The organism is Geotalea uraniireducens (genome assembly GCF_027943965.1).
GTDB classification, from domain to species: Bacteria; Desulfobacterota; Desulfuromonadia; order Geobacterales; family Geobacteraceae; genus Geobacter; species Geobacter uraniireducens.
The window spans coordinates 1,231,841-1,247,534 of sequence record NZ_AP027151.1 but is presented as its reverse complement, the minus strand read 5'-3'; the positions used below and the strand labels follow the sequence as shown (position 1 = coordinate 1,247,534).

Genomic DNA, 15,694 nt, shown 5'->3' with positions numbered 1-15,694 from the left:
GTCTCACCGTTTAGGCCATCGTAATTCCGCATGCAGGCAAAACAGCTAACAGGAGAGGCTCTTGCAAAACATCATGAGGAGGCCGGGAGGCACGGCACACGATCGTGAAAGCGCGAAGCGTAGCCGTTGTCCGCTGAGCATTCGAACGAGCGGCCCCGCCGCAGACCGCCCCCGCAACAGTTTTGCACGCTTCTCAGGAGTTTCAGCTTGAACCATTCTTCTGCAACCGACCGATCAGCCACCTTCGGCTGGTGGCGCCCGGAGACCGCGGTCGCAGCAGCCGAAGGCAACAGCATCGCAGCAGCGCTGCAGCTGCTCGACCGGCCGCTCTACCTGGTGGAACGCAACGGCACGCTCGTCCCCGAGACGGCCGGTACGGCCGGTTTCGGCGCGGTCCCGGCCGACAGCCTGCCGCTGCACGGGTACGCCCCCCCCTGCCATCCGGAGCAGCTGGGCGACCGGGAGTTCTGCCGCGAACTGGGACTCCGTTTCCCCTACCTGGGGGGCTCGATGGCCAAGGGGATCAGCTCCGCGGCGATGGCCGAGGCGCTCGGCCGGGCCGGGATGCTCGGCTTTTTCGGCGCGGCCGGGCTGCCGTTCGCCGAGGTGGAAGCCGCCGCCGACCGGCTCGCCCGCTCCCTCGGCACCGTCCCCTACGGCTTCAACCTGATCCATTCCCCCCACGAGCCGGATCTGGAGGATGCCCTGGCGCGGCTCTACATCGCCCGGGGAATCCGGCTCGTCGAGGCGTCGGCCTTCCTCGCCCTGACCCTGCCGCTGGTCCGCTATCGCCTCCACGGCATCCATCGCGCCGCCGACGGTACCATCGTCACCCCGAACCGGCTCATCGCCAAGGTTTCCCGGGAAGAGCTGGCAGCCAGATTCTTCGCCCCGCCGCCGGAAGCGTTTCTCCGCGAACTGGTCGCCAGCGGCGAGTTGAGCGAAGAGCAGGCGCAGTTGGCCGCGCAGGTGCCAATGGCCGGCGACGTGACCGCCGAAGCCGATTCCGGCGGCCATACCGACAACCGGCCGGCGATCGCCCTTTTCCCGACGATCCTGTCGCTTGCTTCCCGGCTCCGCGCCAGCCACGGCTATGACCGGCCGCTGCGGGTCGGCCTGGCCGGCGGTATCTCCACCCCGGCTGCCGCGGCTGCCGCCTTCGCCATGGGAGCCGCCTACATCATGACCGGCTCGGTCAACCAGGCCTGCGTCGAATCCGGCACCTGCAACGAAGTGCGGGCGATGCTCGCCGAGACCCGCCAGGCGGACGTGGCCATGGCGCCGGCCGCCGACATGTTCGAGATGGGGGTGACCGTCCAGGTGCTGAAGCGGGGAACGATGTTCCCGATGCGGGCGGCAAAGCTGTACGAGTTCTACCGTACCCACGGCAGTTACGACGAGCTCCCGGCCGCCGAGCGGGAAAAACTGGAGAAGACCCTCTTCCATGCGCCGCTGGACGAGATCTGGCAGCAGACCCGGACCTATTTCCTCCGCCGCGACCCGCGCCAGGCGGAACGGGGCGACCGGGACCCGAAACACCGGATGGCGCTCGTCTTCCGCTGGTACCTGGGCCAGGCCGCCCACTGGGCGAAGAACGGCGAACCGGGCCGCAAGGTCGACTACCAGGTCTGGTGTGGTCCGGCCATGGGCGCCTTCAACGAATGGGTCGCCGGCAGCTTCCTGGCCTCCCCCGCCCGGCGCGAGGTCGTCACGGTGGCCCACAACATCCTCCACGGCGCCGCGGTACTCAGCCGCGCCGCCGTCCTGCGCAGCCAGGGAATCCGGCTGCCGCCGGAAGAACTGCGCGTCGAACCGTTTGAAACCGCATCGATTAAGGAGTACCCGAGGTGAAACAGCACGAAGTGAAACCGGACCTTTCCCCCGGCGGAAGCCCGCTGGCCATCATCGGCATCGGCTGCCTCTTTCCGCAGGCGCACGACAAGGACGACTACTGGGCGAACATCACCGCAGGGATCGACGCCATTACCGATATCCCGGCCAGCCACTGGCAGGTCGCCGACTACTACGACCGGGACCCGAAGGCCGCCGACCGGACTTACGGCCGGCGGGGGGGATTCATCGATCCGGTCCCCTTCAATCCGCTGGAGTTCAACATCCCGCCGGCGATCCTCGAAGCGGTCGATTCGTCGCAGCTGCTCGGGCTGGTCACTGCCGGCCAGGCGCTGCGGGATGCGGGCTACGGCGCCGAGCGGCAGTACGACCGGAGCCGGACCAGCGTCATCCTCGGCGTCACCGGCACCCTCGAACTGGTGATCCCCCTCGGGGCGCGGCTCGGCCATCCGCTCTGGCGCAAGGCGCTCCGGGAAGCAGGGGTGGACGAGGCGGTGGCCGAAGACGTCGTGCAGCGGATCGCCGACTCCTACGTCCCCTGGCAGGAAAACTCCTTCCCCGGCCTGCTCGGCAACGTGGTCGCCGGCCGGATCAGCAAGCAGTACGACCTCGGCGGCACCAACTGCGTCGTCGACGCCGCCTGCGCCAGTTCGCTGAGCGCCCTTCACCTCGCCGCCCTGGAACTCGCCACCGGCAAGTCCGACATGGTGGTGACCGGCGGCATCGATACCTTCAACGACATCTTCATGTACATGTGCTTCAGCAAGACGCCGGCCCTCTCGCCGAGCGGCGACGCCAAGCCGTTCGACGCCGCCGGGGACGGAACCATCCTCGGCGAAGGGCTCGGCATCGTCGTCATCAAGCGGCTGGCCGATGCCGAGCGGGACGGCGACCGGATCTACGCGGTCATCCGCGGCATCGGCTCCTCGAGCGACGGCAAGGGGGACGCGATCTACGCCCCGAGCGCCACCGGGCAGCGGAAGGCGTTGCACGACGCCTACCAGCGGACCGGCGTCTCCCCGGCGACCATCGGTCTGGTGGAAGCCCACGGCACCGGCACCAAGGTGGGCGACGCAGTGGAAGTCAAGGCGCTGCGCGAGGTGTACGGCACGGCACCGGCCCCCTGGTGCGCCCTCGGCTCGGTGAAGTCGCAGATCGGCCACACCAAGGCGGCGGCCGGCGCGGCGGGGCTGATCAAGGCGGCCCTGGCGCTTCACCACAAGGTGATCCCCCCGACCATCAAGGTGCAGCAGCCGCTGGTCGAAGTGACCGCGGCCGACACCCCCTTCTACCTGCCGACCGACAAGCGCCCCTGGCTGACCGCCGGCCCGGCCCCCCGGCGAGCCGGGGTGAGCGCCTTCGGCTTCGGCGGCTCCAATTTCCACGTCGTCCTCGAAGAGTACCGGCCCACCAAGCCGGCCATCGACTGGGACGGCACCGTCCAGCTGCTCGCCTTCTCCGGCGCCACTGCCGGCGAGCTGGCGACCGCCCTGGCCGGCATCCCGACCGACGCCCCGTGGAGCGAGCTGCGCGCTGCGGCCGCCGCCTCCCGGGCGACGTTCGATGCCGCCGCTCCCTGCCGGCTCGTGCTGGTCGTCGAGCGGAACCGGACCAAGCTCGGCCCGCTGCTGGCCAACGCCCGGGCGCTCCTGGAGAAAAATTCCGCCGGGCCGTGGAGCACCCCCGACGGGTCATTCTTCGCCACCGGCCCCCGGCCGGGCAAGCTCGGCATGCTCTTCCCCGGCCAGGGGTCCCAGTACCCCGGGATGCTCCGGGATCTCGCCTGCCGTTTCCCCGGGCTGTTCGACACCCTGGCGACCGCCGACGCCGGCTTTGCCGCCGAACACGACCGCCAGCTCTCCGAACTCATCTACCCCCTCTCCCCCTTCACCGACTCCGCGGCGGCCCGGGAAGAAGCGCTGCGCGCCACCGAAGCGGCCCAGCCGGCCATCGGCGCCACCAGCCTCGGCGCCCTCAAGATCCTGCAGGCGTTCGCCGTCGTCCCGGAAGCGGTGGCCGGCCACAGCTACGGCGAACTGACCGCCCTCTGCGCCGCCGGCCGGCTCGATGAACCGGCCTTCCACCGCCTGTCGCGGCTGCGCGGCCGGCTGATGGGCGCCGGCAACGGCGACAAGGGGGGGATGCTGGCGGTGGCCGCCTCGCTGGCCAGCGTCGAGAAGATCCTCGCCGACGAGCGGCTCGACCTGGTGATCGCCAACCGCAACGCCCCGACCCAGGCGGTCCTCTCCGGCAGCAGCGCCGAGATCGAGCGGGCCGCCGCCGTCTTCGCCGCCCGGGACATCCCGGCCAAGCGGCTGCCGGTAGCCGCCGCCTTCCACAGTCCGCTGGTGGCCGACGCCGCCGCCCCGTTCCTCGCCGCCCTCGCCGACGTCGAACTGCCGGCGGGGGAGCTGCCGGTCTACGCCAACAGCACCGCCGCCGTCTACCCGGACGACGGCGAAGCGGCCCGGGCGCTCTTAGCCAATCAACTGGCCAAACCAGTCGAATTCGTCGCCGAGATCGAGGCGCTGTACGCCGCCGGCGTCCGGACCTTCATCGAAGTCGGCCCCGGCAGCCGCCTCACCGGCCTGGTCAAGGCGATCCTCGGCGAGCGGGAGCATCTGGCCCAGGCACTTGACTCCTCCGCCGGCAAGCGTTCCGGCGTCGCCGACCTCGGCCGGCTCCTCGCCCAACTGACGGTCCTCGGCTACGATACCCGACTGACCGCCTGGGACGACGGCTACCGGCCGGCGCCGCCGGCCAAGAAACCGGCAATGACGGTGCCGATCAGCGGCGCCAATTACGTCCAGCCACGGCCGCCACGACCGGCAGCGAGCCCGGCCCGGCCGGCGACGACTGCCATTCCCGCAGCCGTCCTCCCTGCCGCTTCGGCGCCGGCGAACACCGTCCCGCCGCTGCCGGCGGTCACCGCTCCGGCCGGGCCGGCACCGGCTGCCCCCTTGGCCGAGGCGCTCCGGACGACCCGCGACAGCCTGGCGCTGCTACAGAAGATGCAGGAAGAGACCGCTCAGCTCCACCGCCGCTTCCTCGACGGCCAGGAGGAGGCGGCCAAGACCTTCCAGACCCTGCTCGAACAGCAGCAACGCCTGCTCCTCGGCGGTACCATCCCGGCAGCGACCGCCACGGGGGCGATAACCACCTCGCTCCCGGCCGCCGTTCAGCCGCCTCCGCCGGCAGTCACCGCCCCCGCCACTGCGCCGGTGCCCGCCATGGCAACGCCGGCCACGACAGTTGCTCCGGCGGTAACCGCGCCGACGAGCGCCGTCACCGAAACCCTCTTGGCGGTGGTCAGCGAGAAGACCGGCTACCCGGTGGAGATGCTCGAACTGGAGATGGGGCTCGACTCCGACCTCGGCATCGACTCGATCAAGCGGGTCGAAATCCTCTCCGCCATCGCCGAACGGCTCCCCAACGCCCCGGCCATCGGCCCCGAGCATCTCGGCACCCTCCGCACCCTCGGCGAGATCGCCGCCCACCTGGCCGCCGGCGCCCCGCTTGCCGCGGCGGTAACGGCGGCACCGGCGGTGGCCGCATCGGCCAGCGCCGTCACCGAAACCCTCTTGGCGGTGGTCAGTGAGAAGACCGGCTACCCGGTGGAGATGCTCGAACTGGAGATGGGGCTCGACTCCGACCTCGGCATCGACTCGATCAAGCGGGTCGAAATCCTCTCCGCCATCGCCGAACGGCTCCCCAACGCCCCGGCCATCGGCCCCGAGCATCTCGGCACCCTCCGCACCCTCGGCGAGATCGCCGCCCACCTGGCCGCCGGCGCCCCGCTTGCCGCGGCGGTAACGGCGGCACCGGCGGTGGCCGCATCGGCCAGCGCCGTCACCGAAACCCTCTTGGCGGTGGTCAGTGAGAAGACCGGCTACCCGGTGGAGATGCTCGAATTGGAGATGGGGCTCGACTCCGACCTCGGCATCGACTCGATCAAGCGGGTCGAAATCCTCTCCGCCATCGCCGAACGGCTCCCCAACGCCCCGGCCATCGGCCCCGAGCATCTCGGCACCCTCCGCACCCTCGGCGAGATCGCCGCCCACCTGGCCGCCGGCGCCCCGCTTGCCGCGGCGGTAACGGCGGCACCGGCGGTGGCCGCATCGGCCAGCGCCGTCACCGAAACCCTCTTGGCGGTGGTCAGTGAGAAGACCGGCTACCCGGTGGAGATGCTCGAATTGGAGATGGGGCTCGACTCCGACCTCGGCATCGACTCGATCAAGCGGGTCGAAATCCTCTCCGCCATCGCCGAACGGCTCCCCAACGCCCCGGCCATCGGCCCCGAGCATCTCGGCACCCTCCGCACCCTCGGCGAGATCGCCGCCCACCTGGCCGCCGGCGCCCCGGCGACTGCGGTGACGGCGCCCATGGCGGCAGCCACCCCGGCGGCAACGCCGATCCCGGCCGAGCCGGCGCCCGCCCCCATCGACCGCCAGGCGGTGCTCCCGGTCGCCCTCGAAGCGGCCGCCGCACCGCTGGCCCTCGCCGCCGGCGAATTCTGGCTGACCGACGACGGCTCGCCCTTCGTCGCCGCCCTCGCCGCGCAGTTCCGCGAACGGGGCACCGCCGTCCGGCTGCTGGCCGGCGACGCGCTCCCCGGCCTCGCGCCGAGCGAAGCGCTGGCCGGGCTGGTGATCGTTGCGCCGCAGACGGGCTGTACCGATCTCTTCCACGAACAGGCGTTCCTGCTCCTCCAGCACGCCCTGCCGGCCCTCCGCCGGGGCGCCACCGCCGGCGGTGCCCTCTGCGCCACCGTCTCCCGACTCGACGGCGCCTTCGGCTGCGGCAGCACCACCGAGCTGCTCGACCCGCTTTCCGGCGGGTTGGCCGGCCTAGCCAAGACGGCCGCCCGGGAGCACCCGGAGCTGCACTGCAAGGCAATCGATCTGGGCGACTTCGCCGCCCCCGACGCCATGGCCGCGGCCCTCACTGACGAGCTGCTCCGCAGCGGGCCGCTGGAAGTGGGCCTTACCCCCGGCCGGCGGATCACTCTGGAACTGGCGGGGCTGCCGCCGGCCGACCTTCCCGCCACCCCACCGCTGGCCGCCGGCGAGGTAGTCATCGTCACCGGCGGCGGCCGGGGGGTGACGGCAGCCACCGCCATCGCCCTGGCCCGCGCCTGCCGGCCGCTGCTCGTCCTGCTCGGCAGGAGCCCCGAACCGGCGCCGGAACCGGCCTGGCTCCACGGCCTCGCCGACGAAGGAGCGATCAAGCGGACGATCATCGACCACGCTGCAGAAAAGCTCCACCCGCGGGAGATCGAGGAACGCTACCGGGAAGTGGTCGCCGGCCGCGAACTCCGCGCCACCCTCGAACAGATCGCCGCCGCCGGCGGCAAGGCCATCTACCGTGCCGTCGACATCCGCGACGCCGCGGCCGTGACCGCCCTGGTCGATGAAATCCGCCGAGAGCACGGCCCGATCCGCGGCCTGGTCCACGGTGCCGGAGTACTTGCCGACCGGCTGATCGCCGACAAGACCCGCGAGCAGTTCGCCCGCGTCTACGGCACCAAGGTGGCCGGGCTGCGCGCCCTGCTGGCCGCCACCGCTGCCGACGACCTCCGCTTCATCGCCCTCTTCTCCTCCACCACCGGCCGCTTCGGCCGGGTGGGCCAGGTCGACTACGCGGTGGCTAACGAGGTGCTCAACAAGCTGGCCCAGGCGGAGGCGCGCCGCCGCGCCGGCTGCCGGACCGTCAGCATCAACTGGGGCCCCTGGGACGGCGGCATGGTTACCCCGGCGCTGAAGAAGGTCTTTGCCAACGAGGGGATCGGCCTGATCGACCTGACCGCCGGCGGCGAATTCCTCATCCACGAGATCGCCGCCGCCGGCGCGCCGGTAGAGATCGTCGCCATGGTCGGCGGGGCGGCAGCAACCGCCCCGGCGCCAAGCCCGGCCGCCGCCGGCCGGCCGCTGGCCGAGGCCTTCGCCCTGACCCTCACCGTGGCCGACTACCCGTTCCTCCGCTCCCACGTCATTGACGGCAAGGCGGTCCTGCCGATGGCGGTCATCGTCGAATGGCTCGCCCACGGCGCCCTTCACGGCAACCCCGGCTTCCGCTTCCACGGCTTCAACGACCTGCGGATTTGCAAAGGGGTGGTCTTCGACCGCGAGACCCCCTGCCCGCTCCGGGTGCTGGCCGGCCGGGCCGAAAAGCGCGACTCCTTCTACCTGGTGCCGGTGGAACTCGTCAGCACCGCCGACGACCGGCCGGTGCTCCACGCCCGGGCCGAGATCGTCCTGGCCAACCGGCTCCCCGAAGGGATCCGCTCGATCAGCGAAATCCCCACCACTCCCTACGAGCCCCGCAACGGCGAGCTCTACGACCGGGAACACCTCTTCCACGGCCCGGAGTTGCACGGCATCGAGCAGGTGGACGGCTGTTCCGCCAAGGGGATCGCCGCCCGGGTGAAAGGGGCGCCGGTCCCGACCGCCTGGATCAACCGGCCACTGCGCAGTGTCTGGATCACCGATCCGCTGGTGATCGACAGCGCCTTCCAACTGATGATCCTCTGGTCATTCGAGCGATTCGGCGCCGGCTCCCTCCCCTGCTTCGGCGCCCGCTACCGCCAGTTCCAGGAAACCTTCCCCCGCGACGGGGTGCAGGTGGTGATCCGGGTGACCGGGGAAAGCGCCCACAGCGCCACCGCCGACATGGAATTCCTCGACCGGCATAACGGCAAGCTGGTGGCCCGCCTCGAAGGGTACGAGTGCGTTATCGATCCCTCGCTGCAGCAGGCGTTCCGGCGCAATCGCCTGCCCGAACCGGGCGACGTCCAGCTGGGGGCCGCCTGAGGATGGAGCAGACGCCCTCGGTAGCGATCGTCGGGATCGGCGGGATCTTTCCCGACGCTCCCGACCTGGAACGGTTCTGGGACAACATCCGCCACGGCCGGAGCGCCGCCCGGGAAGTGCCGGCCGGCCGCTGGCTGCTGCCGGCCGACGCCGCCTACGCCCCGGAAACCGGCGCCGCGGACCGGGTCTACTCCCGGCGCGGCTGCTTCATCGACCACCTCCCTCCCCTTGATGAACTGGCCGGCCTGGCGGTCGCGCCCGAACGGCTGGCCGGGCTCGACCCGCTGTTCCAGCTGCTCCTCCACGCCGGGAAACGGGCCTTCGCCGACGGGATCACCGCGCCGCTCGACCGCGCGCGGATCGGGGTGATCATCGGCAACCTCGCCCTGCCGAGCGAAACGTCGGCCGGACTGACCCGGCAGTGGCTCGGCCGGACCTTCGAAGAGCGACTGTTTGGCCGGAGCGCCGCCGCACCGGCCGTCGACCCGCTGAACCGCTACGTTGCCGGCCTCCCCGCCGGCCTGCTCGCCGAGGCCCTCGGACTCGGCGGCGGCAGCTGCACCCTCGATGCCGCCTGCGCCTCATCCCTCTACGCCATTAAGCTGGCCGCCGACGAACTACTCGCCGGCCGGGCCGACGCCATGCTCACCGGCGGGCTGTCCCGCCCCGACCCCCTTTACACCCAGATGGGCTTCTCCCAGCTGCGCGCCCTGTCGCGGCAGGGGATCTGCGCCCCGTTCGACGCCGCCGGCGACGGCCTGGTGGTCGGCGAAGGGGCCGGGCTGTTCCTGCTCAAGCGGACCGCCGACGCCATCGCCCACGGCGACCGGATCTACGGGATCATCCGCGGCATCGGCCTCGCCAACGACGTGGGGGGGAGCCTGCTCGCCCCGATGAGCGAAGGGCAGCTCCGCGCCATGCGCGCCGCGTACGCCCGCGCCGGCTGGCAGCCGGAAACGGTCGACCTGATCGAATGCCACGCCACCGGCACCCCGGTGGGGGACGCCACCGAATTCGCCAGTCTCCGCGAACTCTGGGGCGAGACCCGCCCGGTCAGCGCCCCCTGCGTCATCGGCTCGGTGAAATCTAACATCGGCCACCTTTTGACCGCCGCCGGCGCCGCCGCCCTGACCAAGGTGCTGCTCGCCATGGGCCGCGGCGAACTCCCCCCCACCGCCAACTTCACCGCCCCGCCGGCCAGCATCGACCTGGCCGGGAGCCCGTTCCGGGTGCTGACCGCCCCGCAGCCGTGGGAGCGCCGCGGCGCCGGCATCCCCCGACGGGCGGCGGTAAGCGCCTTCGGCTTCGGCGGGATCAACGGCCACCTGCTAGTGGAGGAGTGGCTCGGCGAATCACCCCGCCGCCCCGCCCGCACCACCCGGCCGGCGCCGCCGCGCCCGGAGCCGCTGGCGGTAGTCGGCCTCGACGCCCGCTTCGGCCCCTGGCAATCGTTGGCCGCCTACCGGGAACGGGTGCTGGGCAACGGGTCGGCCGACACACCCACGCCACCCCGCCGCTGGTGGGGGGCACGGGAAAGCGCCTGGTTCCGCGACGCGGGACTCGACCGAACCCCCTTCGCCGGCTTCTACCTCGACGAGGTCACCGTCGCCCCGGATGAGTTTCGCATCCCGCCGCTGGAGATGGCGGAGATGCTCCCGCAGCAGCTGTTGATGCTGCAGAGCGCCGCCGCCGCCATGACCGATGCCGGCCTCGGCCGGGAGGAGAACCTCCGCACCGGCGTCTTCGTCGGCATCGCCCTCGACCTCAATGCTACAAACTTCAGCTACCGCTGGCGCTTGGCCGAGCTGGCCGCCGCCTGGCAGCAGGAGCAGGGGCACCCGGCCACCGCCGCCGAGCTGGCCGCCTGGACCGCCGCCCTCCGCGAAGCGGCCGGCCCGCCGCTGACCGCCAACCGGACGATGGGGGCCCTCGGCAGTGTCGTCGCCAGCCGGATCGCCCGGGAATTCCGGGTCGGCGGCCCCAGTTTCACCCTTGCCAACGAAGACGGCTCCGGCATCCGCGCCCTGGAAGCGGCCGCCCGGCTGTTGCAGAGCGGGGAGATCGACCGGGCGCTGGTTGGCGCCGTCGATCTGGCCGGCGACCTGCGCGCCGTCCTCGGCCACCACGCCCTCCGCCCCCTCTCCGCCACCGGCCGGGGGAGGCCCTTCGCCGCCGCGGCCGACGGCAGCATCGTCGGTGAAGGGGCAGCAACGGTAGTCCTGAAGCGACTCGCCGACGCGCGGCGGGACGGCGACCGGATCTATGCGGTGATCAAGGGGATCGGCACTGCCGGCGGGACAACGGTCCTCCCCGGCGCTGCCGCCTATCGCCGGGCCCTGGAACGGGCTTACGCCGACGCCGGAGTCGCCCCCGAGACGGTCGACTACCTGGAGGCCAACGGCAGCGGTCACCCCGCCGAAGACCGGATGGAGGCAACGGCGCTGGCCGACTTCTTCGGCCCGACCAAGCGGCACTGCGCCGTGGCCGGCGTCAAGGGGGAGATCGGCCACAGCGGCGCCGCCGCCGGGCTCGCCTCGCTGGTGCGCGGCTGTCTGGCGCTCTACCACGAGATCATCCCCCCCTGCCACGGCGCCGAGCCGCCGCTGGCGGAATTCGCCGCCGCCGGCCCGTTCTACCTGCCGCCGACACCGCGCTACTGGCTCCGTGACCGGGCTGCCGGACCGCGCCGGGCCGGGGTCAGCGTCTTCGGCGTCGATGGCACCTGCAGCCACGTCGTCCTCGAGGGGGTCGAGCACCCCGCCGCCGGGGAAGGTGCCGCCCGCTTTACCCCGGTCAGCGACGGTGAATTCCTGTTCGTCGTCGGCGGCGAGGACCCGGCGGCACTGGACCGCAACATCGGCCGGCTACGCCACGCCGTTGCCGCAGCCGACGACTTGGCACCGCTGGCCCGGGAATGGCACCGTGCCGGAGAAGCCGCGCCACGCGCCCTGGCCGTCGTTGCCCGCAGCCGAGAAGAACTGACCGCCCTGCTCGACGAAGGGGAGCGGCTCGTCGCCAGCAACCGCGCCCCCGACGATACCACCCTCCACCCGTCGCTCCGCGACCGGCTCTTCTACGCCCCGGCCCCCCTCGGCCGGGCCGGCACCATCGCCTTCGTCTTCCCCGGCTCGGGGAATCACCATCCCGGCATGGGGGTGGAGTTCGCCGGCCGCTGGCCCGAGGTGTTCCGCCGCCAGGACCGGGATAACCGCTACCTGCGCAGCCAGTTCCAGCCGGAGCTCTTCTGGAACGGCGCCCCGGCGGCGGAGCTCGACGACGACCACCAGGCGGTGATCTTCGGTCAGGTCGCCACCGGCTGCGCAGTCAGCGACGTCGTCCGCTCCTTCGGCATCGAGCCGGCGGCGGTGATCGGCTACAGCCTCGGCGAGACGGCCGGCCTGTTCGCCCTCGGCGCCTGGCGCGCCCGGGACGAGATGCTGGCCCGGATGCGCGCCTCGACCCTCTTCACCCGTGAACTGGCCGGCGACTGCCGGGCAGCGGCCCGCGCGTGGGGATTGGCCGACGACCGGCCGGTGGAATGGAGCATCGGCGTGGTAGAAGCACCGGCCCGCGAGGTCCGCCGGGCACTCCGCACCACCGCCCGGGTCTACCTGCTGATCGTCAACACCCCCGACGAATGCGTCATCGGTGGCGACGCCAAGGCGGTGAAGCGGCTGGTGGCGATGCTCGGCTGCCGCTTCTTCCCGCTGCACGGGGTGACCACCGTCCATTGCGAGGTGGCCGCGCAGGTGGCCGAATCGTACCGCGAGCTGCACCTCTTCGCGACCACCCCGCCGCCGGGGGTCACCTTTTACAGCGGTGCCCGCGGCCGGGCCTACGCCGTCGACCGGGAGAGCGCCGCCGACTCGATCCTCGCCCAGGCCATCGGCGGGATCGACTACCCGGCAACCATCGACGCCGCCTACGCCGACGGGGTCCGCTACTTCCTGGAGATGGGACCGGGGAGCTCCTGCAGCCGGATGATCGACCGAATTCTCGCCGACCGCCCCCACTTGGCCCGCTCCGCCGCTCCCCCGCAGGAGGCCCACTCGGCCCTGCTCCGGCTCCTCGGCCAGCTGGTCGCCGAGGGGCTCGCCGTGGACCTGGCGCCCCTCTATCCGCAGTCGGCGCCGGCAGTGGCCGCCACCGGCGAGCCGTCCCGCCGGCCGCCGCTGCGGATACCGGTCGGCGGCGCCCCCTTCCGACCGCCCCAGCCGCCGGCCGCCACCGCGCCGCCGGCCACGCAGTCGACGAAAGCGCCGATCGCGGCGAGCGCCCCGCCGCCACCGGTCACGACACCGGCATTAACAGAACCGTCGCCCAGCGCACCGGCGGCACCGGCAGCATCGGTAGCACCGGCAACGCCACCGGCCGCGGCGGAACTCCTCACCCCGCTCTTCCAGCAGTTTGCCGCCGCCCAGGAGGCCCGCCGCCAGGCCCACGACGCCTTTCTGCGGACGGCGGAGTCGCTCGGCCGCTCGGTGGCAACGGCCCTCGCCTTCGAGCTGTCGCTCCGGGAGGCGCTCGGCCCGGCCGCCCCGTCCCTGGCAGAGGAGAGCCCGGCGGCGGACGATGCTTACGCCGGCCTCGCCGCGCTCCCCCCTCCCCCGGTGGGAGAGGGCAAGGGGACGGGGGATACACCGGCCGTCTTCGATCGCGTACAGTGTCTCGAATTCGCCCGCGGCTCGGTGGGGCGGATGCTCGGCCCGGAATTCGCCGAGGTCGACACCTTCCCGACCCGCGTCCGGCTCCCCGACGAGCCACTGATGCTGGTCGACCGGATCGTCGCCCTGGAAGGGGAGGCGAAGTCGATGACCCACGGCCGGGTGGCGACCGAGCACGACATCCTCCCCGGCGCCTGGTACCTGGACGGCGGCCGGATTCCAACCTGCATCGCCGTCGAGGCGGGCCAGGCGGACCTCTTTCTCTCCGGCTACCTGGGGATCGACTTTATCGGCCGCGGGCTGGCGGTCTACCGGCTGCTCGACGCCGAGGTCACCTTCCATCGCCCGCTCCCCGGGCCGGGGGAGACGATCCACTACGACATCCGGATCGAACGCTTCTTCCGCCAGGGAAGCACCTACCTGTTCCGTTTCCGCTTCGACGCCACGGTGAACGGCGAGCCGCTCCTCACCATGCGCGACGGTTGCGCCGGCTTTTTTTCCGCCGCCGAACTGGCTGCCGGCAAGGGGATCGTCCGCGGCGCCCTCGACCTCCGGCCGCGCCACGGCAGTCGTCCCGCCGGCTGGCGGCAGCTGGTGCCGCTTACGCCGGCAACCTACGACGCCGGCCAGCTGGACCGGCTCCGGGCGGGAGACCTGGCCGGCTGCTTCGGCCCGCTCTTCGCCGGCCTGCCGCTGGAGCGGCCGCTGACCATCCCCGGCGACCGGATGCGGCTCGTCCACCGAGTGGTGGAGCTGAGCGGCGACGGCGGCCGCTACGGTCTCGGGCTGATCCGTGCCGAAGCCGACATCCGCCCCGACGACTGGTTCCTCACCTGCCACTTCGTCGACGACCGGGTGATGCCCGGCACGCTGATGTACGAATGCTGCCTGCACACCCTGCGCATTTTCCTGCTCCGGCTCGGCTGGGTCGCCGAGGCGGCGACGGCGGTCTGGGAACCGGTGCCGGGAGTCGCCAGCCGGCTCTGCTGCCGGGGCCAGGTGCTGGAAACGACCCGGGTCGTCGCCTACGAGGTCCAAATCCGCGAACTCGGCTATCGCCCCGAGCCCTACGCGATCGTCGACGCGCTGATGTACGCCGACGGCCGGCCGATCGTCGAGATCACCAGCATGTCGGTCCGCCTGAACGGCACCAGCGAAGATCTGCTCGCGGCACTGTGGGACCGTCGCGCGGACACGCTTGCCGCACCGGCAACTGCCGCCCCCTCTCCCCCGGTGGGAGAGGGCCGGGGAGAGGGAGCAACCACCGCCAAGCCCGTCCTCTACACCAAGGAACAGATCCTCGCCTACAGCAACGGCAAGCCGTCGGCCGGCTTCGGCGAGCCGTACCGGATCTTCGACGAGGGGCGGGTGATTGCCCGGCTCCCGGGACCGCCGTTCCAGTTCCTCGACCGGGTGACTGCCGTGCGGGGCGAGCCGTGGCGGATGGTCGCCGGCGCCATGGCCGAGACCGAGTACGACGTCCCAACCGACGCCTGGTATTTCGCCGCCGACCGCCAGCCACGCCTGCCGTTCGCCGTCCTCCTCGAAGCGGCCCTCCAGCCCTGCGGCTGGCTGGCGGCCTACGTCGGCTCGGCCCTCACCAGCCCGGTCGATCTCGCCTTCCGCAACCTGGGGGGGAACGCCCGGCTGCACCGGCCGGTCACCCCGGCGAGCGGCACCCTCACCGCCACCGCCACCATGACCAAGGTGGCGACCAGCGGCGGGATGATCATCCAGGAGTTCGACTTCACGGTGGCGGACCGGCACGGCCTCCTCTACGAGGGGGAGACGATGTTCGGCTTCTTCTCCCGGGAGGCCCTCGCCAACCAGGTCGGCATCCGCGACGCCGCCCCCTACGTGCCGCCGGCGGCCGAAGCCGCCCGGGGCCGCGCGTGCGCCTACCCGGCGACGGCCCCCTTCCCGGACCGGCAGCTGCAGATGCTCGACCGGATCGAGCTGTTCGTCCCGGACGGCGGCCCCGCCGGACTCGGCTATCTCCTCGGCAGCAAGCGGGTCGACCCGGACGAGTGGTTCTTCAAGGCCCACTTCTACCAGGACCCGGTGACCCCCGGTTCGCTCGGCCTCGAAGCGTTCCTCCAGCTCCTCAAGTTCGCCGCCGTCGAGCGGTGGGGCTGGCGGGACGGCGAACTCTTTGCCGTCGTCCCCGAAAAGCGGCGTCACCGCTGGACCTACCGCGGCCAGATCGTCCCGACCAGCGGCGAGGTGACGGTGGCAGCCTGGATCACCGGCGTCGACGACCGGCAGCGGCTGCTGACCGCCGACGGCTTCCTCTGCGTCGACGGCCGGCCGATCTACCAGATGAACGACTTTTCTCTCCGCCTGGGGGAAGAATAACTTCGGGGCGGCGCT

3 protein-coding genes are annotated in these 15,694 nt (G+C 72.0%); all 3 read left to right on the top strand.

Going from position 1 to position 15,694, the window contains the following annotated elements:
• Positions 1–207 precede the first annotated feature (207 nt).
• The 3 genes from QMN23_RS05805 to QMN23_RS05795 are packed head-to-tail and all read left to right on the top strand — an operon-like array spanning position 208 to position 15,679.
• Positions 208–1,851, top strand: a complete 1,644-nt coding sequence (locus QMN23_RS05805) for a PfaD family polyunsaturated fatty acid/polyketide biosynthesis protein (RefSeq protein ID WP_282002534.1) — start codon at positions 208–210, stop codon at positions 1,849–1,851.
• Complete coding sequence (locus tag QMN23_RS05800; protein ID WP_282002532.1) at positions 1,848–8,660, top strand: type I polyketide synthase; 6,813 nt, start codon at positions 1,848–1,850, stop codon at positions 8,658–8,660. The genes QMN23_RS05805 and QMN23_RS05800 overlap by 4 nt, the downstream gene beginning before the upstream one ends.
• A gap of 2 nt (positions 8,661–8,662) precedes the next feature.
• Complete coding sequence (locus QMN23_RS05795) at positions 8,663–15,679, top strand: type I polyketide synthase (protein ID WP_282002531.1); 7,017 nt, start codon at positions 8,663–8,665, stop codon at positions 15,677–15,679.
• The last annotated feature ends 15 nt before the right edge of the window (positions 15,680–15,694 follow it).

What these genes read in the sequence shown, in the direction of transcription:
- QMN23_RS05795 (WP_282002531.1), top strand. Translation starts at nt 8,663, where the DNA reads ATGGAGCAGACGCCCTCGGTAGCGATCGTCGGGATCGGCGGGATCTTT.